General features: G+C 71.5%; 20 protein-coding genes. 13 read left to right on the top strand and 7 right to left on the bottom strand.

Annotated elements, in window-relative coordinates; translation table 11 throughout:
- Positions 1 to 81 precede the first annotated feature (81 nt).
- A complete protein-coding gene (locus ABEA39_RS03785; RefSeq protein ID WP_345373366.1) occupies positions 82 to 2,025 on the top strand; it encodes a KUP/HAK/KT family potassium transporter in 1,944 nt (647 codons plus the stop codon).
- A 323-nt stretch (positions 2,026 to 2,348) separates the two neighbouring features.
- Here the strand turns inward: ABEA39_RS03785 and ABEA39_RS03780 are convergent, their stop codons facing one another.
- Positions 2,349 to 4,994 carry an alpha/beta fold hydrolase gene (locus ABEA39_RS03780; protein ID WP_345373364.1) on the bottom strand — a complete coding sequence of 882 codons (2,646 nt, stop codon included), beginning with the start codon at positions 4,992 to 4,994 and terminating at the stop codon, positions 2,349 to 2,351.
- Positions 4,995 to 5,136: 142 nt separating this feature from the next.
- Here ABEA39_RS03780 and ABEA39_RS03775 point away from each other — a divergent pair, with 142 nt between their 5' ends.
- The 6 genes from ABEA39_RS03775 to ABEA39_RS03750 all read left to right on the top strand — a co-directional run bounded on the left by ABEA39_RS03775 (position 5,137) and on the right by ABEA39_RS03750 (position 15,416).
- Positions 5,137 to 6,561 (top strand): FAD-binding oxidoreductase, encoded by a 1,425-nt coding sequence (locus tag ABEA39_RS03775; protein ID WP_345373362.1) that lies wholly within the window; start codon positions 5,137 to 5,139, stop codon positions 6,559 to 6,561.
- A gap of 139 nt (positions 6,562 to 6,700) precedes the next feature.
- Positions 6,701 to 10,087, top strand: a complete 3,387-nt coding sequence (locus ABEA39_RS03770; RefSeq protein ID WP_345373360.1) for an Ig-like domain-containing protein — start codon at positions 6,701 to 6,703, stop codon at positions 10,085 to 10,087.
- Between the two features lie 72 nt (positions 10,088 to 10,159).
- The gene (locus ABEA39_RS03765) at positions 10,160 to 11,326 is read left to right on the top strand and encodes a hypothetical protein (protein WP_345373358.1); all 1,167 of its coding nucleotides are present in this window, start codon (positions 10,160 to 10,162) and stop codon (positions 11,324 to 11,326) included.
- A gap of 215 nt (positions 11,327 to 11,541) precedes the next feature.
- Positions 11,542 to 12,504 carry a hypothetical protein gene (locus ABEA39_RS03760; RefSeq protein WP_345373356.1) on the top strand — a complete coding sequence of 321 codons (963 nt, stop codon included), beginning with the start codon at positions 11,542 to 11,544 and terminating at the stop codon, positions 12,502 to 12,504.
- A gap of 70 nt (positions 12,505 to 12,574) precedes the next feature.
- Complete coding sequence (locus ABEA39_RS03755) at positions 12,575 to 13,519, top strand: PhzF family phenazine biosynthesis protein (protein WP_345373354.1); 945 nt, start codon at positions 12,575 to 12,577, stop codon at positions 13,517 to 13,519.
- A gap of 574 nt (positions 13,520 to 14,093) precedes the next feature.
- The gene (locus tag ABEA39_RS03750; protein WP_345373352.1) at positions 14,094 to 15,416 is read left to right on the top strand and encodes an HD domain-containing protein; all 1,323 of its coding nucleotides are present in this window, start codon (positions 14,094 to 14,096) and stop codon (positions 15,414 to 15,416) included.
- A gap of 14 nt (positions 15,417 to 15,430) precedes the next feature.
- Here ABEA39_RS03750 and ABEA39_RS03745 read toward each other — a convergent pair whose 3' ends face one another.
- Positions 15,431 to 16,144 carry a TetR/AcrR family transcriptional regulator gene (locus ABEA39_RS03745; protein WP_345373350.1) on the bottom strand — a complete coding sequence of 238 codons (714 nt, stop codon included), beginning with the start codon at positions 16,142 to 16,144 and terminating at the stop codon, positions 15,431 to 15,433.
- Between the two features lie 101 nt (positions 16,145 to 16,245).
- Between ABEA39_RS03745 and ABEA39_RS03740 the strand changes: the two genes are divergently transcribed.
- Both ABEA39_RS03740 and ABEA39_RS03735 read left to right on the top strand, forming a co-directional pair.
- Complete coding sequence (locus ABEA39_RS03740) at positions 16,246 to 17,106, top strand: NmrA family NAD(P)-binding protein (protein WP_345373348.1); 861 nt, start codon at positions 16,246 to 16,248, stop codon at positions 17,104 to 17,106.
- A gap of 68 nt (positions 17,107 to 17,174) precedes the next feature.
- Positions 17,175 to 17,447, top strand: a complete 273-nt coding sequence (locus ABEA39_RS03735) for a hypothetical protein (RefSeq protein WP_345373346.1) — start codon at positions 17,175 to 17,177, stop codon at positions 17,445 to 17,447.
- Between the two features lie 55 nt (positions 17,448 to 17,502).
- Here the strand turns inward: ABEA39_RS03735 and ABEA39_RS03730 are convergent, their stop codons facing one another.
- Positions 17,503 to 18,255, bottom strand: coding sequence for a sulfite exporter TauE/SafE family protein (locus ABEA39_RS03730; protein WP_345373344.1), 753 nt, complete (start codon positions 18,253 to 18,255; stop codon positions 17,503 to 17,505).
- Between the two features lie 68 nt (positions 18,256 to 18,323).
- Between ABEA39_RS03730 and ABEA39_RS03725 the strand changes: the two genes are divergently transcribed.
- Entirely contained in the window at positions 18,324 to 18,710 is a 387-nt protein-coding gene (locus ABEA39_RS03725) for a DoxX family protein (protein WP_345373342.1), read from the top strand.
- Positions 18,711 to 18,717: 7 nt separating this feature from the next.
- Here ABEA39_RS03725 and ABEA39_RS03720 read toward each other — a convergent pair whose 3' ends face one another.
- From ABEA39_RS03720 to ABEA39_RS03710, 3 genes are all read right to left on the bottom strand, one after another.
- A complete protein-coding gene (locus ABEA39_RS03720; protein ID WP_345373340.1) occupies positions 18,718 to 19,278 on the bottom strand; it encodes a GNAT family N-acetyltransferase in 561 nt (186 codons plus the stop codon).
- Positions 19,279 to 19,610: 332 nt separating this feature from the next.
- Positions 19,611 to 20,459 (bottom strand): SDR family oxidoreductase, encoded by an 849-nt coding sequence (locus ABEA39_RS03715; RefSeq protein WP_345373338.1) that lies wholly within the window; start codon positions 20,457 to 20,459, stop codon positions 19,611 to 19,613.
- A 150-nt stretch (positions 20,460 to 20,609) separates the two neighbouring features.
- Positions 20,610 to 21,605, bottom strand: a complete 996-nt coding sequence (locus ABEA39_RS03710) for a helix-turn-helix transcriptional regulator (RefSeq protein WP_345373336.1) — start codon at positions 21,603 to 21,605, stop codon at positions 20,610 to 20,612.
- 106 nt (positions 21,606 to 21,711) lie between these two features.
- Here ABEA39_RS03710 and ABEA39_RS03705 point away from each other — a divergent pair, with 106 nt between their 5' ends.
- Positions 21,712 to 22,134: a VOC family protein gene (locus tag ABEA39_RS03705; protein WP_345373334.1), complete on the top strand. Its 423-nt coding sequence runs from the start codon at positions 21,712 to 21,714 to the stop codon at positions 22,132 to 22,134.
- A gap of 116 nt (positions 22,135 to 22,250) precedes the next feature.
- On the opposite strand, the gene ABEA39_RS03700 is transcribed toward ABEA39_RS03705, so the two are convergent.
- Positions 22,251 to 23,309: an aldo/keto reductase gene (locus tag ABEA39_RS03700; protein WP_345373332.1), complete on the bottom strand. Its 1,059-nt coding sequence runs from the start codon at positions 23,307 to 23,309 to the stop codon at positions 22,251 to 22,253.
- Between the two features lie 124 nt (positions 23,310 to 23,433).
- On the opposite strand from ABEA39_RS03700, the gene ABEA39_RS03695 reads away from it, so the two are divergent.
- Complete coding sequence (locus ABEA39_RS03695) at positions 23,434 to 23,988, top strand: TetR/AcrR family transcriptional regulator (RefSeq protein ID WP_345373330.1); 555 nt, start codon at positions 23,434 to 23,436, stop codon at positions 23,986 to 23,988.
- A 15-nt stretch (positions 23,989 to 24,003) separates the two neighbouring features.
- Positions 24,004 to 25,560, top strand: a complete 1,557-nt coding sequence (locus ABEA39_RS03690; protein WP_345373328.1) for a threonine/serine exporter family protein — start codon at positions 24,004 to 24,006, stop codon at positions 25,558 to 25,560.
- Positions 25,561 to 25,628: the final 68 nt, after the last annotated feature.

The raw sequence follows: 25,628 nt of genomic DNA, 5'->3' as shown, positions 1-25,628 counted from the left end.
GCACCTCGAAGGCCCGTTGCTCCGAACACAGGGGTGACGGCGATACGATGCGCTGTCCCCTCCTGACGACGAAAAGAACCGATGACCACGCGCGCTCTGCCTCGCAGCGGCAAACCCCTCTCCCCCCTCGAGCGCCACCCCCGGGCCGTCAAGGCCGTCGGCCCCGTCCTCGCCGCCATGGGCGTGGTGTTCGGTGACATCGGCACCAGCCCGATCTACGCCGCGAGCACGACCTTCGGAGTCGGCGGCTCGACCGGAGGCGGCCCCTCGCGCGAGTTCGTCCTCGGATCCACCGCGACTCTGATCTGGTCGCTGTTCCTCGTCGTGACGATCCTCTACGTCCGCTTCCTGATGCGTGCCGACAACCGCGGCGAGGGCGGTCTCCTCGCCCTCTTCGGCCTCCTCCGGCGCAGCAAGATGCGCACCCGCACGATCGGCGTCTTCACCGTGATCGCGATGTTCGGGGCGGCCATGTTCCTGGGCGACAGCGTGATCACCCCGGCCATCTCGGTCCTGTCGGCGGTCGAAGGGCTCGAGGTGGTCCAGCCGGACTTCGCGAAGTTCGTCGTGCCGATCGCCCTCGTGATCCTGCTCGGGGTCTTCGCGATCCAGAAGTTCGGCACCAGCTTCATCGGCAAGCTCTACGGCCCCGTCATGGCGCTGTGGTTCCTGGCCCTCGCGGTCGCCGGCGTCTTCTCCCTCGCCCAGGACCCCGAGGTGCTGCAGGCCCTCTCCCCCAGCTGGGTCGTGCTCTTCTTCGTCGACCAGCCGAAGATCGCGTTCGTCGCCCTCGGCGCCGTCGTCCTCGCCGTGACCGGGGCCGAGGCGCTCTACTCCGACCTCGGCCACTTCGGGCGCAAGGCCATCACCCGTGCCTGGCTCTTCGTGGTGTTCCCCGCCCTGGTGCTCAACTACCTCGGTCAGGCCTCGCTGGCTCTGCGCCACCCGCAGGACGCCGCGACCTCGTTCTTCGGCCTCGTCCCGAACTGGGCCCTGCTGCCGATGGTGATCCTGGCGACGCTGTCGACGATCATCGCGTCTCAGGCCGTGATCTCGGGCACCTACTCGGTGATCCACCAGGCGTGGCGGCTCGGGGTGTTCCCTCCGCTCAAGGTCGTGCACACGTCGGAGGAGAGCGAGGGGCAGATCTTCGTGCCGGCGATCAACGTGCTCCTGGCGGTGGCGGTGCTGGCAGTGGTCGTCGGATTCCGCAGCAGTGCATCCCTCGCTTCCGCCTACGGCATCGCCGTGACGACGACCATCTCGATCACCGCGATCATCTATCTGGCCTGGTCGTGGAAGACCAAGAAGAAGGTGACGCTGACGATGATCGTGACCGCGGGGATCCTCGTGGTCGTGTTGTTCTTCCTCTCCGCGAATCTCCCCAAGGTGTCGTCGGGCGGCTGGCTGCCCTTGACGATCGGAGCCCTCGTGTTCCTCGTCATGGCGACCTGGTGGATCGGGCTCCGGCGCATCGCCGCCGGACGTCGGCGCAACGAGGTGTCGCTCGACGATCTGCCCGACCTGCTCGCGAAGGCGAAGGGCAGCCTGTACCGGGTGCCCGGCGACGCGGTGTTCATCACGCGGAACCCCGAGATCGTGCCGATCGCGCTGCGCACGATGGTCTCGCAGAACCACTCGCTGCAGAAGCGCGCGATCCTGCTCAGCTACAAGACGATCGACGTGCCGTCGACCGTCGGATCGCCGCATCGGATCACGGTACGGGCGTTCCCGGGCGGGATCGTGCAGGTCGTGGCCAAGGTCGGGTTCCGCGAGTCGCCCCGCATGACGGCGCTGCTCACCGAGGCCGGCCGCGTCGACGACGGGTGTCTCGACGACTTCGCGGCATCCCGCGCCACGTTCTTCATCTCGACGCCGGTGCCCCGCTACAACAAAGGCAGCAAGATGTTCCGCTGGGCGCAGATCCTGTTCCTGGCGCTCGACCGCCTCGCCCCGGACCCGCTCGACGTCATCGAGCTGCCGCGCGACCGGACGATCGTGCTGGGGCGCGAGATCCCGCTGTAGGTGGGATGCGCGGGCCGGGCTGGGGCTCGGGCTGGGGGCTGAGGGCTGCGGCTCGGGCTCGTCGCGCGGCGGCTCGCACCCCCGTCCGGCGCAGCCGCACCCCGTGCCCGCGGAGCTGCACCCCCGTCCCGCGGAGCCGCACCCTTAAGCGCGCTCGCGCCCCCTGGTCGACCGGGGTTTGGTGCGGAGAGCGGGGTGCGGCTCTGGCACGTGAGCGGCTCGCACCCCGGTGCCGCGCAGCAGCACCCCGGTCCCGCGCAGGCGCACCCCGTCGCGCAGCCGCACCCCGTCGCGCAGCCGCACCCCGGACCCGCCACCGGCCGTCAGGCGACCCCGACGGGCTCCAGGTGCTTCCGGAGGATGCTCGCCAGCGTCTGCACCTCGGGGTCGCGCAGCAGCGACGTGTGGTCGGTCTCCGTCGCCTCGACGCGCAGGTCGCCCGTGAGGATGTCCTGCCAGCCCGACAGTCCCCGGTCGTTCGTCTTCGCCAGGACGTAGAGCACCGGGCCGTCGTACGGCTGGATCACGTGCTTCCGCAGCGCGAGGACCGAGCGGTCCGCGATGGCGTCGAACTGACGCTGACCCTCGTGGGTCACGACTCCGGCGAGGTGTGCGCGCACGTGCCGGCTGACCTGGTCGACCTCGGGAAGACCGTAGGGCAGGATCCGACGCACCTGCTTGTCGAGAGCCGCAGCGGCGATTCCACGCAGCCCGGAGGACGGTCGCGCCGCCGATTCGACCGTGGCCGACGGGGTCGACGGGGTCGCGCCCGGCTCGTCGCGAGCGAAGGTGTCGAGGATGGCGACCAGCTCGACCTCTTCGCCGCCCGCCCGCAGGATGTGCGCGACCTCGAGGGCGACGAACCCGCCGAAGCTGTGTCCGACGACCACGTAGGGACCGTGCGGTTGGACGGTGCGCATGGTGCGGATCACTCGCTCGGCATGGGCGGTGACGGTCCGGTCGGGGAGGCCGCGGCGCTCCATGGCGTGTGCCTGGAAGGCGTAGACGTCGCGTTCCGGGAACTGCCGCGCCAACGGCAGGTAGGTGAGGGCGAGGGCGCCCGCACCGGCGATGCAGAACAGCGGTCGCCCGCCGGTGCCCGTGTTCAGCGGCACCACGTCGGGGTCGCTCGGTAGGGCCGATGCGTGGTTGCTCACGCGTTTGGTGAACTCGGCCAGGGTCGGGAACCGCAGGATGTCGCTCGACTCGAGGGTGACCCCGAGGTCGTCCTCGACGGCGGCCAGCAGCTCCTCCGCCGAGAGGGAGTCGCCTCCGAGCGCCATGAAATCGTCGTCCGCGTCGAGACCGGGGATCTCGAGTACCCGGCACCAGATCTGCGCCATGACGTACTCGTGCTGGTCGAGGACGTCGTCGGAGACCACGCGCTCGGGCACCGGGGGCAGATTCTGCCGGTCGACCTTTCCGCGTTCGGTGCGGGGCAGAGCGGTGAGCTGCACGATCTCGGCCGGGACCATGTACTCCGGCAGCGTCTGGCGGAGGGCGCGCCGCACCGCCGGCGTCGACGGGGCGCGGAGCCCGGCCGTCGGCACGATGTAGGCGAGCAGGCGCGTCGGCTTCTCGTCGGACTTCTGCGCGATCACCACGGCATCGCGGATCTCGTCGAGGCCGGTCAGCGCCGCCTCGATCTCGCTGGGCTCGACCAGGTAGCCGCGGACCTTGACCGCCGAGTCGGCTCGGCCCGCCATGACGAGGTTGCCGTCGTCGTCGAGACGGCCCAAGTCGCCCGACCGGTAGCGACGTCGACCGTCGTCCGTGACGGAGAACAGCTCGGCGTTCCGTTCGTCGTCCCTCCAGTAGCCGCCGCTCAGACCGCGTGACACGAACACGATCTCGCCGACCTCGCCCTGAGGCAGCTCGACGCCGTCGTCGCCGACGATGAGCACCTCGGCGTTGGGGGCGGCCCGACCGGCGGGGATCACGCCGGTGGGTGCCGGGGCGTCGCCCGGCAGGGTCCAGGCCACGATCATCCCCCCGGTCTCGCTCGATCCGGCCCCGTTCACGTAGAACGCGGACTCGGGCAGCACTCGTCGGAGAGCCGCGACGCCGGCCGCCGTGATGGCCTCCCCGCCGGTGAGGATGAAACGGAGGTGCTCGAGCTTCTCCCCGTCGGGCAGCGACTCGGCGAGCGACTTCGCCAGGTACGGCGTGCTGTAGTACGCGGTGAGCCGCTTGTCCTCGAGGTAGGCCCGGAGCGCGGGGATGCCCTCTTCGCGAGCATCGAAGCACCACATGCCGGTGCCGTTCAGCAGGGGCGCGAGGAAGGTGGCGACGCCGGCGACGAACCCGAGCGGGAAGGTCAGGAGAGCTCGGTCGCCCGGCCCCACTCCCACCAACTGGCGGTGGTAGCCGACCTGCTGGCGCAGGGTGTCCTCGGTCTGGAGCACGCCCTTGGGGAGACCGCTCGAGCCGGAGGTGAAGACGATGGAGACGCCGTCGCTCCCCTGGCGATCTCGGCCGGCCGCGAGGCGCTCCTCGACCGCGTCGGCGAGGTCGGTTTCGCTGAGCGTCGACGCGACGGCCCGGGCGACGATCTCGTCGAACGGGAGGGACGTGGCGATGTCCGCCCCGATCTCGGCCTGGTTCGTCGAGACGAGACAGACCTTCAGGCCGGATGCTCGGGTGTAGTACCCGAGGCGCTCGACCGGGACGTGCGGGTCGAGGAACACGTGCGTCCGACCGCTCTTCAGCACCGTCAGGATGGCGAGCAGCGCGTGGGCCGTGTGCTCGGAGAGGATGCCGACGGGCTCGTCGCCGTCGCCGAGGGCATCGACGAGGTCGAGCGCGGCGAGGTCGCTGAGTCGGTCGGCTTCAGCGAAGGTGAAGCCGACGCCGGCGGAGGTGAGGGCGGGCTGGTTCGGAAGTCGGGCGGCGATGAGACGCCACTGAGCGAGAAGGGGGGACTGGGTGGAGTCGTCGGTGGCTGCGGGCACAGCGGTGGCGAGCGTCATGAGGATTCCCTTCGGGTCGGGAATGGATCGGCAAAGAGTTCGGGCTCTCGAACGTAGGCGTCCTCCATGCGGAGGACAAGGGAACGCCGGGGGACAATCCAGGCGGCGCACGAGATGATCGGGGGTGAAGAAAGGACCACCCGTGACTTCCTCCTCTGACGAACGACTCGACGCACGACGCGATGACCGACTCGGCGAAGCGCTGCTCGAGCGCCTCCGCGCAGCACTTCCCGAGGGCGCCGTCGTCACTGCCGTCGACGCGATCGCCGAGCGCAGCTCCGACCGGTCGGGCGTGCTCGGCCAGACCGGAGCCCTCGCGGTCGTCCGCCCGAGGACCACCGCCGAGGTGGCAGCCGTCCTGGCCCTCGCCAACGAGACCCGTACCCCGGTCGTGCCGCAGGGAGCCCTGACAGGCCTGGCCGGAGCCGCCAACGCCGTGGAGGGGGCGATCCTCCTCGACCTCGGTCGACTCGACCGGATCCTCGCCATCGACGCCACCGAGCGCACCGCCGTCGTGCAGCCCGGCGTCATCGTCGCCGACCTCCAGCAGACCGTTGCCGCACAGGGCCTGTTCTACGCTCCCGACCCCGCCTCGGCCGAATGGGCGACCGTCGGCGGCACCATCGCCACGAACGCCGGTGGGATGCGCGCTCTCAAGTACGGCGTGACCCGCGACTCCGTGCGATCCCTCGAGGTCGTCCTGGCCGACGGCACCGTTGTCCGGACCCGCCCCGACACCGTCAAAGGCGTGGCCTCGCTCGATCTCACCGCCCTCGTGATCGGTTCGGAGGGCACGCTCGCGGTCGTGACCGAGGCGACGCTTCAGCTCCGGCCGGCACCGGGCATCCCCCGCGGTGTCGCTGCCACGTTCGCCGACGTGCCCAGCGCGCTGGCGGCCGCCAACGCCGTGATGACCTCGGGGTCGCTGCCCACGACACTCGAGCTGCTCGACGACGTGGCGCTGGGGGCGATCCGCGCCTGGGCGCCCGACCTCGGGCTGCCGGAGGAGGCGAACGCGTGGGTGCTGGCGGTCTCCGATGCCGCGGACGGCGACGAGGAGCTCTCGCGCTTCGAGGCGGTTCTGCAGGCTAACGGGGCGATCACGGTCGAAAGAGCCGCCGACGCCGAAACCCTCGACAAGCTGTTGGACGCCCGGCGTGCCCTGAATCCGGCCCTCCGCGAACTGCGCGGCGCCTCGCTCAACGGCGACGTCGCAGTCCCCCTCGGACGGCTGGGCGAGTTCTTCGCCCGCCTGACCGCGCTGGCGTCCGAGCGCGGCGTCGAGATCTCGGTGGCGGGCCACGTCGGCGACGGCAACCTGCACCCGGTGGTCGCGTTCGACGGGGACGACCCCGAGCAGGTGGCGGCCGCGCATCGGGCTCACGACGAGATCCTCGGGCTCGCGCAGGCGGTCGGCGGCACGATGACGGGCGAGCACGGGGTCGGCGTCGAGAAGCTGCCCGGGCTCGGCGGCGAGCTGTCCGAGCGGGTGCGCGACCTCCAGCTCGGCATCAAGGCCGTCTTCGACCCCCGCGGCATCCTGAACCCCGGGAAGAAGTTCGGCTGAGGCGCAGAGGAGCACAGTCCCGAAAGGGCGGCACCCCTTTGGGTGATTGCAGCGGGGTACACGCACTGGGAAGACTGTGGCGATCCCTCTTCGCGTACCCCCGACAGCCGACGAGGACACCCACCCGGAGTCCACCCGCATGCCGTTCCTCGCCCGCACCGCTCGACACCGCCGTCGACCCTCGCTGCTCCGCGCTGCCGCCCTGGCCGTGGCCGGCGTGCTGGCGGTCGGCGCCTTCGCAGCCGTGACACCGAGCGCACCCGCCCGTGCCGCGACGATCACCCCCATCCAGTGCACCGCCGGCGCCGGGCTCCTCGTCAGCTCGAACGGCAGCGCCAGCATGCTCTCGCGGGTCGTCATCACGTCGGGCGGCGCGACGACGACCCCCGTAGGGCAGCTCAACGACGTCGTCAACGCGATCGGCTGGTACAGCCCGGACGGCACGAACGGCTACCTGTACGGCATCAACGATCAAGGCCACTACGTGCGCTTCGGCGAGAACGCCGGCGCCGGGGAGCAGGACCTCGGAGTCTCGACGGACTCCTCGGGAGCCACCGTGTCGCTCACGTATCAGAACGGCGTGTCGATGGTTCCCGCCCCGGCCGGAGTCATGACCGACGACGGCTACCACCTGGCGATCAACCAGGTCGCGCAGGCGAACGGCTACTACCGCATCGTCAAGACCTACCTCGGGGGTGCCGGGCCCCTCACCAGCACCTACATCCCTCTGTCCGGTGTCCTGCTCCCGGCGAACCCCGTCGACTTCTCCTTCAACCCCTACGACGGCCTGCTGTACTCGTACATCGGCGGCTCCGTCTATTCGATCGACGCCGACACGGGCGTGACCGCTCTCGTGCCGACCACCACCGCCCCCGGGACCACCGCGATCAACGCGAAGGCGGGCGGCTCGTGGACCGACTCGCTCGGCAACCTCTACTTCTACGAGAACCTCTCCCCCGGCACCGACATCCTGAAGCTCGACCCGAAGACCGACATGCTCACCCGGGTGGCCGCCTCCTCCCAGTTCAGCCAGTTCGACGCGACCGCCTGCCTCCCGCCGTCGCTCGGCAAGACGGTCTCCCCGTCGTCCGCCACCACCGGAGGTGCCCTCACCTTCACCTTCTCGCTCGCCAACCCGACGGCTCACGCCGAGGCGGGTGCCTCCTTTGTCGACACCCTGCCCGCGGGCAGCGGGCTGACCTGGGATGCCTCCTCCATCGCTCCTCCGGCCGGCAGCACGGTCGCGATCAGCGGGTCGACCCTCACGGTGACGGGCATCAGCATTCCCAAGGCCAGCGACGGTCTCCTGCAGTTCACCGCCGGGGTCAAGGTCACCGGCGCCTTCACACCCAAGGGCTACACCAACACCGCGAGCTTGACGGCGGGTGGCACGACTGTCGCCTCCGACGATCCCACGCTCCCGGGCAGCACGGATCCCACCCCGTTCACGCTGTATCTGAACCCCGCGGCGCAGCCCGACACGGCGACCACACCGCAGGGAGTCGCCGTGACCACCGCCGTCGCAGCCAACGACAGCGGCAACGGCGCCGTCGACGCGACGACCGTCCGGCTCGTCGACGGCACGGGCGCGCTCGTCACCTCACGCACCATCGCCGGACAAGGCACCTACACCGTGGGATCCGACGGCACGGTCGCCTTCGCCCCCGTCCCGACCTTCACGGGAACCGCGACGTCGGTCGCCTACAGCATCGCCGACTCGTCCGGGCACCGCTCGACCTCGACCCTCGTCGTGACCGTGACGCCGGCACCCGCCCCCTCCGGTGTCCCCGACACCGCGAGCACGGCCTGGAACACGGCCGTCGGCATCACCCCGACGAGCAACGACGACGCGGGATCCACGGCCGCACGGTTCGACCCCACCTCCGTCCGACTGACCGACCCCGTGAGCAGCGCGGCAGTGACCTCGGTCACCGTCGCCGGTCACGGGTCGTACGCCGTCGACACGACCACCGGAGTCGTGACGTTCACGCCCGTGCCGGCCTTCTCGGGGTCGGCGACTCCGGTCGGATACACCGCATCGACCACCTTCGGCACCGCGGTCTCTTCGACGATCACCGTCTCCGTCGGCGCCCCTGCGGCCCCCACCGCCACCGACGACACCGGATTCGCCCCCTTCGCCCACCCGCTCACCCTGACCCCGTTGGCGAACGACGACGCCGGTCCGAACGGCGCCGTCTTCGACTCCACCTCGCTTCGCCTGCTCGACTCCGCCGGCACCTCCCGCTCGACGGTGTCGGTGGCGGGTGAGGGCGTCTGGACGGTCGGCGGCAGCGGCTCCGTCGTCTTCACGCCGGCCGCGGGCTTCTCCGGTGCGGCCACGCCGCTCCGCTACACGGCCACGACCAACGGCGGCGCCACGGTGACGGGACGCATGACCCCGACCATCGGCGCCGCGCCCACCGCCGCGCCGAAGGCCGTTCTCGTGCCCGCCGGACGCACCGCGACGCTGGCGCTCCTCGCCGGAGACGCCGCCGGTAGCCGCGCGACCATCGACGCCGGCTCGGTCGTCGTGGTCGACAGTGCCGGTGCCTCGCACACCACCCTCACGATCTCGAGTGTCGGCTCGTGGACGGTCGGGGCCACCGGCTCCGTCGCGTTCGTCCCCGTCACCGGCTACGCCGGGACCACCACGGTCGGCTACCGGTTCGCGGACTCCGACGGCAACACGGCTTCTTCGACAGCCTCCGTCACGGTGGCGACTCCCCCGGTAGCCGTGGCCGACAGCGCCGTGATCCGCTCGGGAGAGACCGCGACTGTCTCGCCGTCGGCCAACGACTCCCGTTCCGGAACGGGGGCGGCCTTCGTCTCCTCGACGCTGCACCTCGTCGACCCGACGACGGGGGCCGCGGTCGACACCGTGACCGTCGACGGCCAGGGCACCTGGTCGGTCGGCAGCGCGGGCGCCGTGACGTTCGTGTCGTCGGAATCCTTCAGCGGCAGCGCCACCCCGGTCCGCTACACCGTGCAGGACCGCGACGGCGAGAGCACCGGAGCGCCGATGTCCGTCACGGTGAACGCGATTCCCGCGGCGGCGGCGCCCGACACGAAGACCGCGAAGCCAGGGCAGACCGTCACGATCGACCCTCTCGCCAACGACAGCTCGGGCCTCGTTCGCACCACGCTCCGTCTCGTGAATCGCGCGACGAAGACGCTCGTGACCACGCTGACGGTCCCCGACGAAGGCACCTACGTCGTCGACACGACGACCGGCTTGGTGGCGTTCACTCCGGCCACCGGTTTCACCGGCACGTCGACCGTCACCTACTCGGCGTCGAACGCGTCCGGCGTCGCCGTGGAGAGCACCATCGTGGTGTCGGTCGCGGCCGCGTCGACGATCGCACCGGCACGGTCCGGCGATCCCGCACTCGCCTTCACCGGCTCGCGGGGTGTCGGCCCGATGATGCTCGTCGCACTCCTGGCCGTCGGGGCCGGCGTGGGGCTGCGCCTCCGCCTCGGTCTCCGACGCCGCCGGGGAACGGCCGGACGCCATCGTTCCGTGAACTGAGCGTCGTTCGCTGGGCTGAGCATCGGTCGCCGGGCGATCGGCAGCCTCCGAGGCGTAGCCTCCGATCGACAGATGGAGACCCCCTTGACGCTCACCGCCACTTCGACACTTCTTTCCGCAGGGCCCCTGCTCTTCGCCCCCGACACCTCCCCCGACGGAGCGGCCGTGCTGTTCGCCGCCGACGTCTCTCAGGCCACGATCTTCGCGTTCGAGCTGCCGTCCGAGACGACCGGCGACGCCGGCGACGGTGCAGGCGGGCCGGAGGGCGCGACCGCGGAAGCGGCGGCGGACGTCCGCGTCGACCGCTTCGGCACGAAGGTCGCCGCGCTCTTGGGGGTGGAACGCGAGGATGCGGTCGTGCGAGGCATCGCCGTGCATCCCACGTCTCACGCCGTGTACTTGTCGGTCGCCCGCGGCCACGGCGCCGACGCCGGTCCGGCCATCGTGCGAGTCGGGACGGACGGCGAGCTGAGCGTCGTCGAGCTGGACGCCCTGCCGGCCACGACGTTCGAGCTCGACGACGCGCCGGCCGCGGACGACGAGCGCACGGATGTCTGGCTCGACGGCACCGACCCGGCCTCGGCACCGCGGGAGATCTACGGGGTCACGCTCGACATCGCGCAGGTGCCGGTGCGCCGCTCGACGATCACGGGGCTGGCCTGGGTCGACGGGACCCTCTTCGTCGCGGGGCTGAGCAACGAGGAGTTCAGCTCGCGGCTGCGGCAGATCGCCTACCCGTTCGAGGCGTCCGCCACCGAGACGTCCGTGGAGATCTACCACGTCGACCACGGCACCTACGAGACGCAGTCGCCGATCAGGGCGCTGACGTCCTTCGACAACGGGTCGAGCATCCTCGCCAGCTACACCTGCACGCCGGTCGTGCAGTTCTCGGTCGCCGACCTGCGCGGCGAGGGCCTGGTCCGCGGACGCACCGTCGCCGAGCTCGGCCCGATGAACCAGCCGTTCAGCATCGTGTCGTACGACCGCGACGGCGAGGAGTTCCTGCTCGTCTCGAACACGCGCCACCCGCTGCTCAAGATCCCGGCCTCGACCATCGACGGCCAGAGCCACCTCGACCAGCCGCTCTCCGACGACGGCGCGTCGCGGGGAGTGCCGCGCGAAGAGCTGCCCCAGCCCGGCATCACCTGGATGGCCGCTCTCGACCGCGACAGCATCGTCGTGCTGCAGGCCGCGGGCGACGACACGCACCTGCGCACCCTGCACGCGGACGAGCTCTGAGCGAGGCCGCGGGCGACGCCGCCGCCGCCTACCCGGCGGGGGCCACAGAGCACGTTGTCTGGCGCGACGGGGTCTTCGTCGTCTCCGGCCTGAAGGAAGCAGTCGTCTCCGGCCTGACGGCAGAAGTCGTCTCCGGCCTGACGGCGGCCCCGGCCGGGCATCGCCTCGCGGTCGTCCCGGCCGGCGCCGTCGCCCTCGGGTCCGAGCTCGTCGGCATGGCCGGTTCGTGGCGGACCATCGCCGACGAAGCGCGGTTCACGCCACGCTTCCCGCCCGTCCGGGGAGCCGACTACGTGGTCGTCGAGCGGGTCGAGCGCGTCGAACTCCTTCGCCAGGGGGATGCCCCCGCCTCCCCCTGGCGGGAACTCGCCCGCCTCACGATCCCTCCGTTTGGCCTCGCGGCCACCACCGTCGTCGAGACGATCGACCCCGACGTCGCCGAGGTCCCGGCCAACCTCCTCCGCTTCGCCGTCACGTTCTCGAACCCGATGGAGGAGGGCTCGGCCGCCGGCCACCTCCACCTTCTCGACGAGTCGGGCACCGAGCTGGGCGGCAGCCTGCTCGGGATGCCGCCCGAACTCTGGGACCGCCCCCACCGCCGCCTGACCGCGCTGGTCGAGCCCGGGCGCCTCAAGCGCGGACTGCAGCCGAACGTGCAGGCGGGTGCGCCGCTCGGCGAGGGCGACGTCGTGACCCTGGTCGTCGATGCGGCTCTGCGCGACAGCACCGGGGCGGAACTGGCGCGGGAGGCACGGCGCACGTTCCGGGTGGGCCCGGCGGTCCGCTCCCGGGTCGACCCGGCACGGTGGGAGCTGCGCTGGCCGTCGACACCCGGCGCCCCGCTCGTGGTCCGGTTCGACAGGCCCCTCGACCGCGCGCTGGTGGAGCGGTGTCTCCGCGTGAGAGACGGGCTGGGGCATCCCACGCTCGGCCGTTCGCTTCTGCAGGGGGATGCACGGACCTGGGTCTTCACGCCGGCCGCCGACCCCGCCGGGACGGGTGCCGGGCCGACCGCCCCTCCGGCTGCCCTGCCCCACGCCCTGCATGTCGACACGACGCTCGAGGACCTGGCGGGCAACTCGGTCCGGCGCGTGTTCGACCGCGACCTAGGCTCGGAGGCGGACGACGGGATCGCCGCGGCCGAGGTGGTCCTGACCCGGGTGCCGATCTGTCTCTGAGGCGGCGCCCCCGCCACGCGTACCCAAGTGGACCTTGCCCCGCGTCGGTGGCTCGCGGCACGCTGGCGGCATGACCGAAATCCTCCGCCTCGCCGCGTTCGCCTCCTCTCCGACGGGAGGGAACCCGGCCGGCGTCGTGCTCGACGCGACCGGGTTGAGTGATGCCGAGATGCAGCGCATCGCGGCGGAGGTCGACTACCCCGAGACCGCGTTCCTGATCGACCCGCGGGTCGACGGCGACGAGCGGCATGTGCGGATCCGCTACTTCTCGCCCGACGCCGAGGTGCCGTTCTGCGGTCACGCGACCATCGCCACGTCGGTCGTGTTGGCCCAGGGGCGTGGAGTCGGACCCTTCACGCTCGAGACGAACGTCGGCCCGATCGGGGTGTCGACCGTGCTGTCCGACGACGGAAGCGTGATGGCCTCGTTCACCAGTGTCGAGCCCGCCGTGCGTCCGCTGGCCTCCGATGTCGCCGCCCGCCTGCTCGACCTGCTGGGGCTCAGCCGGGACGACCTCGACGGGCGGTATCCGCTCAGCGAAGCCTTCGCGGGCAATTGGCACCCGATCGTCGCCGTGCGAGACGCCGCGCTCTTCGACTCGTTCTCGTACGACGGGGCCGCCGTCCACGAGCTCATGCTCGCGAGCGGCTGGACGGGCACGGTGTCGGTGGTGCACGTGGGCGCTGCGGGGTCTCCTGTCGCTGCGTCGGGCGTCTCTGCGTCGGCCGCTTCGACGCCGGGCGCCTCGGTATCGAGCGTCCCTGCGTCGGCCGCCGCCCTCGTCGTCGTCGAGGCGCGCAACATCTTCCCCGTCGGAACGATCACCGAGGACCCGGCCACCGGCTCGGCCGCGGCAGCGTTCGGCGGCTACCTCCGTGCGCTCGGTCTCGTCACTCCCCCGGCGCGCGTCGAGATCCACCAGGGTCGCCACGTGGGTCGCCCCAGCCTGCTGGTCGTCGACGTGCCCGCGGTCGGCGGCATCACCGTGAGCGGTTCGGCGCGCCCCATCGTCTGACGCGCGTCGTCCCGCCCTCGCGCACTGACGCCTCTCACCGAGCCCCAACGTGTGGCTCGCGCCTTCCCCCACGAGCGAACCGACGCGGTTCGGCCATGGCGCCACGTCCGCGGCGCTGGCACCCCGGCCGAATTGCGTCGCATCACTCCAGCTCCCGCGTCGCCCCAGCTCCCGCGTCGCCCCAGCTCCCTCGTCCCTCGGAGACCCGTGTGCCATCCGGAGCAGTTGTCGCCGGCCGTGAATTCACCCCTCGTGACAACTGTCATTTTCCGTGCCCAGTTGTCCGTGGGCATGAATTCACCGAAACGGACAACTCCGGCGGTCCTCGCCCGGTTGTCCGTGGAAGTGAATTCACCAGATGCGACAACGGCACGAAAAGAGAAACCTCTTCCCCCGGCCGCGGCGGAAACGAGACCCGGACGCAAACGAGACCCGGACGCAGGGCGGAGGCGCCCCCTAGCCCGGCTTGCCCTCCGACTCGGGGACAGCTAGAAAGGTCTACTCGCCGAATGCGGGGCCGGTCGGACGATCGGCAGGAGATCGCCGGAAGGCGAAGCGACGCGAGGGATGCACGGTGACAGGCCCACACGACCCGACGGTTGCATCTGCAGCCGGCACCGCACCGGGGCTGGTCGCCCTCAGCGCGACCGCACATCGGATCCTGCACGCCTGCCGAGCCGTCGGCGGCGTGCCCTTGATCGTGGGCGGGACGGTCCGCGATGCCATCCTGTCCGGCGACACCATCGCGCCCGCCGCCGCCATGACCTCCTCCGCGCGTGCCGCGAAAGACGTCGACATCGAGGTCTTCGGCGACGTGCGTGAGACCGACCTGATCGCCGAACTGATCCGTGTCGCCAGGGCCGGTGTCGCGCGCGTCGACGTGGCACGGGTCGATGGCGTCGACCGAGCGTCCAGTGTCCTCGAGGTCGCCTGCGACGGCGAGCGGTTCGACGTGTCGATCAGCTCGCAGATCGGCTTCGTCGAATCGGCCGGCAGCCGGGGCTTCACGGTCGACGCCCTGGCGTGGGATCCCGCGACCTCGAGCATCCTCGATCCTGTAGGCGGTCGTTCCGATCTCGCTGCCCGCCTCATCCGCCTCGTCTCCCCCGACGGCTTCGTGAGGGATCCGCTGCAGGTGCTTCGGGCCGTCCAGCTCGTCGCCCGCTTCGGGTTCGCTCTCGACGACGAGACCGCGGCAGCAGCCCGTCGAGCAGCGGATGCGTTCCCGAGCATCACCACCGATCGAATCCGGATCGAGTGGCAGAGCATCGCCACGCACGGTCGTCACATCGGTCGGGCCCTGACGGCTCTGCACGAGGTCGACTGGCTCCGCTGGTTCCCTGCGCTGGCAGCGACACGCGGCCTCGAACAGGATCCGCGGTGGCACCCCGAGGGAGACGTCCTGACGCATCTCGGGCTCGCCGCGGAGCACGCTGCCGCCCTGGCCGATGCCGAGGCCTGGCCCGACTCGGAGCGCGAACTGATCGTTCTCGCGGCTCTGCTCCACGACGTCGGCAAACCCACGACGACTGTCAGGCTTCCCGACGGCCGGATCACCAGCCACGGCCACGAGTCCGTCGGCGCACCGATCGCCGAGGCCTTCCTGGAGGCGATCGGGGCTGACGCCTCGCTGAGACGACGGGTGGGGATGCTCGTCCGGGAGCACATGATCCACGTGAGCGTCGCCGGGCGGCCGAGCCGGGCATCCCTCCGCCGTCTGATCCGACGGCTGGGCGAGGCCGGGGTGACCCTCGAGGAGTGGGCGGCCGTGGTGGCCAGCGACGTCGGCGGGCGGGGGGATGCGGCACGCCCGAACCCGGCGGCCGTCTGGCTCGAGGTCGCAGCCGAGGTCGCAGCCGAGGTCGGCGCCGAGAGGGCCCCCGATGCCGGCGTCTGAGCGGACCGTCGCGCCTAGGAGGCCGCGATCACCCGGTCCAACCAGTCGGAGAGGAGCTGCTGCTCGGCGGTCGTGAGCGCGTCGAGTGTTGGAGCGACCGCGCGGAGTGCCACCGCAGCCGCGCGGGGCCCGGCGTCGGGTGCTGCCGGAGCGTCGGTCAGCATCTGCGCGAGGACGCCGTTGAGCACCGCGTCGGCCAGGCCGGGGTCGCGCTCGTCGGGCGGGGTGGCGAGGAGCGTCGTGATGACGCCGACACCCGCCGTCTGGAAGAGTGCGACCGCCCGGTTCTCGGCTACGCGCAGGCGGCCGGCCACTGCGACCCGATGGATGCGTGCCTCGAGCACGCGCTTGCCGAGGCGCGCGGCAGGTGATCCGGAGACGCGGGTGGGGTCGCTGAGCAGGCGGAACAGCGTCGGGTTGCCGAGGCCGAACTCCACCTGGCCCTGCCAGCCGGCACGCAGGTCGGCGACGGGATCGACGCCTTCGGCTTCGGCCGCCTCGACGACGGCCGCCTTCGTCGAGACGAACGTCGACATGACGTGCTCGGCGACCGCTTCGAGGAGGCCGTCCTTGTCGCCGAAGAGGCGGTAGATGGCGGGGGCCTGGACGCCCGCCGCGTGCGCAACGCCTCGCGTGGTCACGGCGGACGGGCCCTGCTCCTGGAGAAGCCGGGCAGCGGCATCGACGATCCGGGCTCGGGGTTCTGAGGAGGTGGCGATATCAGTCACGAATCAACGATAACGCATTCTTGCTATCGCCGCGATTCCAGTGTTACCGTTGGCTTGCTTCCATCGTTAGCACCTCGCATCCCCCGCCCGAAAGGCCCTTCATGATCATCGTCACCGGAGCAACCGGCGCCCTCAACGGCGCTACCGTCGACCACCTGCTCGAGACCCTCCCGGCGTCCGACGTCGTCGTCGTCGCGCGCGACGCCGCCAAGGCGCAGCGCTTCGCCGATCGGGGCGTCGAGGTGCGGATCGGCGACTACGGCGACCCCTCGTCCCTGCCGGCAGCGTTCGACGGCGCCGACCAGCTCCTTCTCGTCTCGTCGAGCGACCCCAAGGCGGACGCCGTGAGCCTGCACCGCTCCGCCGTCGAGGCCGCCGTCTCCGTGGGCGTCGGCCGCATCCTCTACACGAGCCACCAGGGTGCCGCCGTCGACACTCCCTTCGGCCCGGGGCGCGACCACTTCGCGACCGAGCAGATCCTCGCCGAGTCGGGGGTCGCCTGGACCTCCCTGCGCAACGGCTTCTATGCGCACAGCCTGAACTGGCTGCTGGGGGCATGGCGGGAGACCGGCGTCATCTCGGTCCCCTGCGACGGACCCGTGTCGTGGACCTGGCGCGAAGACGCCGCCGAGGCCGCCGCGCGCATCCTCCTCTCGGACACGGCCTACGACGGCCCGACGACCCTGACCGCCACTGCCGCGCCGACCTTCACCGAGATCGCCGCGATCGCGACGGAGGTCGCCGGCCGTCCGGTCGAGACCCGCGTGCTCGGCGAAGAGGCCTACATCGCGGCTCAGGTCGCCGCGGGGCAGCCGGAGTTCATGGCGAGGTTCATGCTCGGCATGTACGAGGCCGCCGATCAGGGCTTCTTCGCCGGAACGTCTCCCCTGCTGGGCGAGCTGCTCGGGCGCGAGGCGCGCACGGTGCGCGAACTGCTGGAGGCGCCCGCCGCGGCTCACTGAGGCGTGCGCGGGGTGCCCGGCATCCCGCCGCGTCGACGCTTTGCGCTCCAGGGCGTACCGTTAAGTCCATGAGTGACAAAGGGGTCCGTTCCGCCCGCACCGCCCAGGGCCAGCCCGTCGTGAAGCGGCCCTGGTGGTTGGTCGCACGCAGCATTCCGTTCGCGGTCGTCGTTGCGGGGGTCTGGACGGTCCTCTTCGTGTCGCGCCTCGTTGCCTACCTGACCGGCTCGATCGCCGGGGGATCGGGCATCCTGCTGATCGTCATCACCGGTGCCTTCGCCGCAGCGACGATCCCCTCGGTGGTCTGGCTGCTCCGGCACCGCCCTGGATCATCGCGCTAGGAGTCCGGCGCCAGCGCTGCGGCGCTCACACCCGAAGCGCTCACACCCGAGGCCTTCACACCCGCACGAACAGGTAGACCGCCAGCACCAACCCGCACAGTGCGATGAGCGGCCGTAGCACCCGGGCCGGCACCCGCCTCGCCACCGACGGCCCGATCAGTCCGCCGAGCAAGGCACCCACGCCGAGCGGCCACACCGCGTGCCACACCACGCGGCCGAGCACCGCGAACAGCACGGCGGGCAGCAGATCCGCGGCGAACAGGATCACGTTCTTCAGCGCGTTGGCGCGGTGGAGCACCGGCTCCGTCGTCAGCAGCATCAGCGCGATGAACAGCACTCCTGATCCCGCCCCGAAGTACCCGTTGTAGAGCGCGACCCCTGCGCCCGACAGGCCGACGGTTCCGCGACCGAGGCGGCTTCCCCGGCGTTCCTGCCAGCCCGTGATCGTCGGCTGGAGCAGCAGGATCACCGAACCCGCCGCCACGAGGAACGGAACCACCCGGTCGAACACCCCGCTCGGCGTCGCGACCAGCAGGGCCGCGCCGCCGAGCGACAGCAGCACGGTCGGCGGCAACCACGTCTGAAGGGTCCGCCGGTGGCCGGCCAGATCGGGGGATGCACGGAGCGCCGACCCGAAGCCGCTTCCGAGCAGCGCGACCGAGTTCGTGACGTTGGCGGCGAGCGGCGGGATTCCGACCGCGAGCAGAGCCGGGTACGCCACCAGTGACGTGATGCCGCCGGCCGTGCCGATGACGCCGGCGACGACCCCCGCGGCCAGCAGGAAGAGCAGCTCGATCGGACCGGACATCGCCCTCAGCCTGTCAGACGGGGAGTCGTGGCGCACACGGCCCGCCGGAACGGGCCAGACTGGGTCTCATGTCTGCTTCTCGTACCGCCGGCCGTCTCCTGCTCGGCGGGGTCCTCGTGTTCGCCGGAACCACCCACCTCACCATCGCCCGGAAGGCGTTCCGGGCTCAGGTGCCCAAGTCGATCACCGACAACCTCCCCGTCTCCGAAGACCAGGTCGTGCTCGGCTCCGGCGTGGTCGAGATCCTGCTCGGGGCCACCATCGCCTCCGGCATCAAGCGTCGCGCGGTGGGCACCCTGGCCGCGGTGTTCTTCACGGCGATCTTCCCGGGCAACCTCGCCCAGTACATCAACAAGCGGTCGGCGTTCGGGCTCGACACCGACGCCAAGCGGGCCGGTCGCCTCCTCGGCCAGCCGCTGCTCGTCGCCTGGACCCTCTGGTCGACGCGCCGCTGACGCCCGGTCAGACCGGCGACGACGTCCCTGCAGCGAAGTCGCCCGTCAGCAGCGACCACACCTGCTTGTCGTAGAAGGTGTCCCCCACCTTCCAGGCCTCACGCGCCACCCCTTCGAACGTCATGCCGAGACGCTGGGCGACGGCGGAGGACCGTGCATTGTCGGCGCGGCACCGCCACTCGGCGCGGTGGATCCCCCGTTCTTCGAAGGCCCACCGCAGGATCGCCCGGCTCGCGAGCGTGATCAACCCCTGCCCCTCGGCGCCCGGCTCGAGCCAGCAGCCCACCTCGCAGGTGCCCGCCGCCGCGCTGAACTCGACGAACATGACGCCGCCGACGAGGGTCCCCTCGCTCCAGATGCCGTAGATGCGGGCGCCGTCGCGGGCCGTCTGCTCGGCGTAGCGCACCAGCGTCGCCGTGGCGCCCGCCAGGTCGGTCGTCACGAAGCTCGGCCCCACCCACGGGCGGATGTGCTCGCGGGCGCGGTCCAGGTGCGCGGCGAACTCGGCCGCGTGCCACGTCTCGAGGGGGCGGAGCTCGGCGGCGGGGGTGAGTGCGGAGGCGAACATGCCGCCAGCTTCCCACAGCTCGGTCCGACCCCGAGGGCGTGGGATGCGCGCCCCGCCGCCCGGTCGGAGGCCGCCTCCCCCTCGCCCCTCGCTCCGGCCTCCGGCGGCGAACGTTTTCGGTTGTGACTTGTTGTCCGTCGGCGCCCGACGCGGGGCGACACGCCCGGGGCCGTCGACAGTCGCACCCCCGAAACACGTGCCGACACCCGGTCGACGAGGGGGCCGAAGTGGCGTCCGGGGTGCACGTCCGCGGCACCGGGGTGCACCTCCGCGGCACCGGGGTGCGACTCCGCGGGCTCGTGGTACGCGGAACGGTCAGCCCGCGCCCCCGGTCACCCCCGCCGAAAGCCGCCCTCCGTCGACAACACCTGCCCGACCATCCACCGGCCCTCGTCGCTCACCAGCCAGGCGATGAGCCGCGCCGGGTCGTCGGGCTCGCCGAACCTCCCGCCCGGGAATCGCGCGACCAGCGACTCGACGACGTCCGACGGCCGATCCCCACCGACGAGGTCGAGGTACCCCGTGTTGACCGGGCCGGGGTTCACGGTGTTCAGGAGGATGCCCTGCGGAGCGAGCCACGCCGCCACCGAGGGCGTGACCCCGGCCAGCGCGGCCTTCGACGTGGCGTAGGCGATCTCCGACGGCATCGGACCCTGCGTCTGCCCGGACGTCATCCAGATCACCCGCCCGCCCGGCCTGCCGTCGTGCTGCGCGGCGAAGTCCCGCGTTGCGAGCAGAGTGGAACGCGTGTTGACCTGCCAGTGGTGATCCAACCGCTCGGCCGTCATCGACGCGAGATCACCGTCGTCGCCGCTGAGCGCGTGGTTGCAGACGAGCACGTCGAGGTGGCCGAACGCCGCCACGCCCCGCGCGATCAGGTGGGATGCCCCCTCCGCCGCAGCGAAGTCCACCGACGTTTCCTCGACCCGGGCCCCGGCCACCGCCGACTCCCGGAGTGCAGCCACGACCTCCTCGATCGGGTCCGAGCCCCACGGCTGCGCTTCGTCGTGAGGAGCCCAGTGCTGCACCAGCACGCTCGCCCCCATGCCGAGCAGCCGCGACGCGATGGCGAAGCCGATGCCCCGCCTCCGGCCCACCCCCGTGACGACGGCGACGCGCCCGCCGAGCGGCAGATCGGGCGCGGGCGGGTCGGACAGCGGCAAGACGTCGTCGGCGTGCATCCCGCCATCCTCCCACCACGCCAGCCATGCCTCGCCGCGCCGCCTCCCCGCGCCGCCTCCCCGCGCCGCCTCCCCGCGTCGGCCGCACGAACACACGCGAGCGGCACGAAGACACCGCCAAGGCGGGGTGCTTCTGCCGCCCGGGTGTGTTCAACCAGCAGCGGCGGCGAACCGCACGGCCAGCGCCGCGAACGCATCGGCCAGCTCGACGGGTTCCACCTTCGACACGTCGGCGTCGAGCTGTCCGAATCGCGCTGCCAGGCCGGCCCACGACCACGCCCCGAGCGTCAGCCGGCACCGTCCCTCCCCCAGGTCGACCACGGTGTCGCCCGCGAGATAGGGCGAGACGACCGAGGCCCCGACCGCCAGCTCGACCGAGCCGCGACACGGCCACTGGTCGACCCCGGACGAACCCTTGAAGCGGGCCTCGACGAAGGTCGCCACGTCTCCGCCCGGCAGCTCGCGGGGAACGAAGCCGAGTCGGGTCGAGACCGGCCGGGTGATCCGATCCACCCGGAAGACGCGCCAGTCGTCGCGCTCGAGGTCCCACGCGACGAGGTACCAGCGACCGCCGCGGGAGACCACGTGGTGCGGCTCGACGCGACGAGGGGCGTGCATCCCCCGTTCTGGCGAGGCTTCGCCCGGCGACGCCTCGCCCGTCGGTGAGGCGTAGTCGAACCGGAGCACTTCGTGAGCCATCGTCGTGCGGCTCACCTCCGTCAGCACGTCCAGATCGAGGGCCGCGGACGGGGATGCACCAGCCGCAGCCACCGCGGTGAACCGAAGCCCGTCGACCCGATGCCGCAGTCTCGACGGCAACACCTGGCGGACCGTGGCCAGTGCGCGCGCGCCCGCCTCCTCGAACGCGGTGCCCGCGACGGCGACCTGCTGCAGCGCGACCGCCAGCACCACGGCCTGCTCGTCGTCGAAGAGGAGCGGAGGGAGCTCGGTCCCCGCGTCGAGGCGGTACCCGCCGTCCGGGCCCTTCGTCGCCTGGATCCGGTAGCCCAGCTCGCGGAGGCGGTCGACGTCGCGGCGGACCGTCCGGTCGCTGATGCCGAGGCGCTCCGCGAGGAGCTGTCCGGGCCAGTCTCGCCGCGCCTGGAGCAGCGACAGCAGGGTGAGCATTCGCGACGAAGTGGCCATGCGTCGATTGTCGCCGAAGAAGCGGACAGAAACTGACCTGAATGGCGGACAGGCTGGTCTCACCGCAGCAGCGAAGGCTGCCGGATCACGACACGAGGAGATCGACATGACCGTCACCAACACCACCCACCTCAACTTCCGCGGCCAGGCTCGCGAGGCGCTCGAGTTCTACCACTCCGTGTTCGGCGGATCGCTCACCGCAATCACGTTCGCCCAGATGGGTGCGGCCGAGGACCCGGCCGAGGCCGACCAGATCATGTGGGGACAGGTGGAGGCGCCGAACGGGTTCCGCATCATGGCCTTCGACGTGCCGTCGGCCCGGGCGTTCGACCGCGGCACGGAGTCGTTCTTCGAGTCGCTGCGCGGCACCGACATCGAGGAGATCACCGCGCTCTGGGCCCGGCTCGCCGAGGGAGCGTCGGTGCGGGTGCCGCTCGCGCCCGCTCAGTGGTCGCCGATCTACGGCATGCTGACCGATCGCTTCGGCATCACCTGGGTCGTCGACGCGGCGGCCGACCAGGCGGCGTGATCGCCCGGTCGCTCGAGAGAACGCGCGATTTCACGGAGAACGCGCCGTTTGAATAGCGCGCCGACCGTGAAATCGCGCGTTGTCGGGCAACGCCGGCGGTTACCGGCGGGCCGGGCTCAGGCGCCGGCGGGCACGCTCTGCGGTTCGGCGACGGCCGCCGCCCGCGAGGCGAGGGGGCGTCGACGGAGCGTGGGATCCACCAGAGCCGGGGTCCGGTACGCCATGTCGAGCGCACTCACGTCGGTGCCGGGCGGCACGATCGCGTCGATCCGGTCGAGGATCTCGTCCGACAGCACCACGTCGACACCGGCGAGCAGGTCGTCGAGCTGCTCCATGGTGCGCGGGCCGATGATCGCCGAGGTGACTCCGGGGTGCGCGACCGCGAACGCCATGGCGAGGTGCGTCATCGAGATGCCCGACTCCTCGGCCAGGGGCACGAGCTGCTCCACCACGTCGAGACGGCGCTCGTCGGAGAAGTAGCTGAAGTGGGCGGCGCGGCTGAGGTCGGTCTGCTGCCCTCGTCGGATCCGCCCGGTGAGCATCCCGCCGCCCAGGGGGCTCCAGACGAGCGTGCCCATGCCGTACTTCTGCGCGACCGGCAGGACCTCGCTCTCGATGCCGCGGTTGAGGATCGAGTACGTGGGCTGCTCGGTGCGGAAGCGCTCGAGGCCCCGGCGCTCGGAGACCCACTGGGCCTCGACGATCTCGGAGGCGGGCATCGCCGACGACCCGAAGGCGCGGATCTTGCCGGCGTGCACCAGGTCGGACAGTGCGGAGAGGGTCTCCTCGATGTCGGTCGAGGGGTCGGGGCGATGGATCTGGTAGAGGTCGATGTAGTCGGTCTGGAGTCGGCGCAGCGAGTTCTCGACCTCCCGCACGATCCAGCGGCGCGAGTTGCCCTGGTGGTTCGGGTCGTCGCTCATCGGCAGGTTCAGCTTGGTGGCGAGGACGACGTCGTCGCGCCGCCCGACGAGGGCCTGACCGACGATCTCCTCCGACTCGCCGTACGAATACATGTCGGCGGTGTCGACGAAGTTGATGCCGGCGTCGACTGCGCGGTGGATCATGGCGATCCCGGCCTCGTGGTCGGGGTTGCCCATGGCGCCGAACATCATGGCGCCGAGGGCGTAGGGGCTGACCTTGATTCCGGTCCGGCCGAGGGTGCGGTACTGCATGGTGTCCTCCTGGGATGACGAGTGGGGATGACGTAGGATCGAGCTAATCGGAACGCTCTTCCGCAACTATACGGAAACGCTTTCCGTTTGCAAGCTCCCACCGACCCCGAAAGCGAGACGACGGATGCGCGCCGACGCCCAGAGGAACCTCGACTCCCTGCTCGACGCCGCCAAGGCGGTCTTTCTGGAGCAGGGGGTGGATGCACCGGCCAAGGTGATCACCGACCGGGCGGGTGTCGGCGTCGGCACCCTCTACCGTCACTTCCCGCTCCGCTCCGACCTCGTAGTTGCCGTCTTCCGCCACGAGGTCGACGCGGCCGCCGACGCCGCCCCCGCCATCGCGGCCAGGTACGAACCGGGCGAGGCGCTCTCGCGCTGGCTCGACCGGTTCACCGAGTTCGTGGCGGCCAAACGAGGGCTCGCGGCGGCGCTCCACTCCGGCGACCCGGCGTTCGAACCCCTGCCCGGGTACTTCCAGGAGCGCTTCGGCCCTACGCTGACGAGTCTCTTGGAGGCCGCGGCCGCGGCCGGCGACATCCGAGCCGACGTCGACGCCGTGAACCTCCTCCACGCCGTCTCCAACCTCTGCATGTCTCCCACCGACGACGGCCCCGACTACAGTCGACGGATGGTCGCTCTCCTCGTCGATGGTATGCGCTTCGGCGCGCCCGCTCGCTAGCCCTCCGTTCGCTCGATGACCGACGCTCCGCGCCCTCCCCGCGACCCCCGCGGGCTCCCGTTCTTCGACCCGAAGGCGCGGCCCGGCGATCCGAAGCCGCCACGCCTGGGCGAGCCGAAGGCCCCTCGGGCGCCCCGACCCAAGGCCCGCAAGGTGGGTCAGCAGGACATGCGCGACATCCGCGCTCGCTTGCGCGGCACGCTCTACGAACGCGTCACCCCCGACGCGGGAATCAGCGGCGATCAGTACTCCGCCCGTCAGATCGTCGACTTCTCGCTCGACCTCGGCGAGGTCATGCTGTCGTCGGGCGCCGACGTGCGAAGCGTCGAGGTGGCGATCGTGGCCGTCGCGACGAAGTGGAACCTCGCGCCCCTCGAGCTGGACATCTCCGGCAGCGCGATCACGATCCAGTACGCGCCGGCCGAAGCGACTCCCCTGGTCAAGGTGCGGGTGATCCATGCCGAGGGGGCCAACCTCAACCGGCTGGCGAACGTCTACAAGATCGTCGACGGCCTCCTGTTCGACGATCTCGACATGACCACCGCCGTCGAGTCGCTCGTCGACGTCCTGCGCTCCCCGCCGCGGTGGCCCCGCTGGCTCATGGACGGCGGACTCGCGCTCCTCACCGTCTCGGTCAGCTTCCAGGCCGGCGGCTCGTGGCAGGCCGGCGTCGGCGCCTTCGTGTTGATGCTCGCGCTCCAGGTCGCGGGGCGCCTCCTGGTGCGACGCGGCATCCCCCAGTTCTTCGTCTCGGGAAGTCAGGGCGCAGCGGCGGCCGCCATCGGGACTCTGGCGATCTGGGCCGGCGTGCTCAGTGCCGGCGGCGCTGCGGCGATGGTCGCGGCGGCGGTGGTCGTGCTGCTCCCCCACCCCACGCTGGTGACCTGGGCGCAGGATGCGATCTCCGGCTTCCGCGCCATGGCCCTGTCGCGCGCGCTCATCATCGGGCTCGCCATCGGGGGCGTCGTGGTCGGGGTGCCCGCGGGCCTGGCTCTGACGCACGGCCTGCACCTCGAGGTCGACCCGACGAACATCCACCTCACGGCCCTGCCGCTCGGTATCTCGCTACTGTCGACCATCGCCGCCGCCGGAGCGAATTGCTTCGTCCAGGGCGCCAGCGCGCGCATCATGCCGATCGCCGTCGGCGCGTCGCTCCTCGCAGCGGTGGTGCTCTACGGTCTCCGGCAGTACGGCCTCCCGCTGCTCGGGGCGACGTTCCTGGCCGCGGCGGTGCTGGGCGCCGTCACGACGGTGGCGGCCGCTCGGATGCGCACCAACGCGGCCGTGATCGCGGTGCCGGCGTTCTGCGGCGCGCTGCTGCCGGGCATCCCCGTGTCCACTGCCCTGCTCGGGTTCCTCGGCGGCACGCCCGGCGCCGACCTCGACTTCGTGGCCGCGGTGCTGGTGGCGCTCGGCATCGGGGCGGGCCTCGTGCTGGGCAACCTCGTCGCCACGCCGGGGGCGCGCCGTTACCTGCGGCGGTCGAAGCGGGTGCAGGTCCATTCGCTGCACACCGACACGACGCCGCTGCACGTCATGCCGAACCTCGGGCCGGGCGATCCGCGCGGATGACGCCACGGGCGCCTGACGCCCGCGCGCCCGACGCCCCGTCGCCGGCCGGCCCAGTCGCCGCCGCGTCG

Origin of the sequence: Frondihabitans cladoniiphilus (assembly GCF_039544345.1) — a bacterium.
GTDB lineage: Bacteria > Actinomycetota > Actinomycetes > Actinomycetales > Microbacteriaceae > Frondihabitans > Frondihabitans cladoniiphilus.
This window is presented reverse-complemented; position numbering and strand designations above follow the sequence as displayed.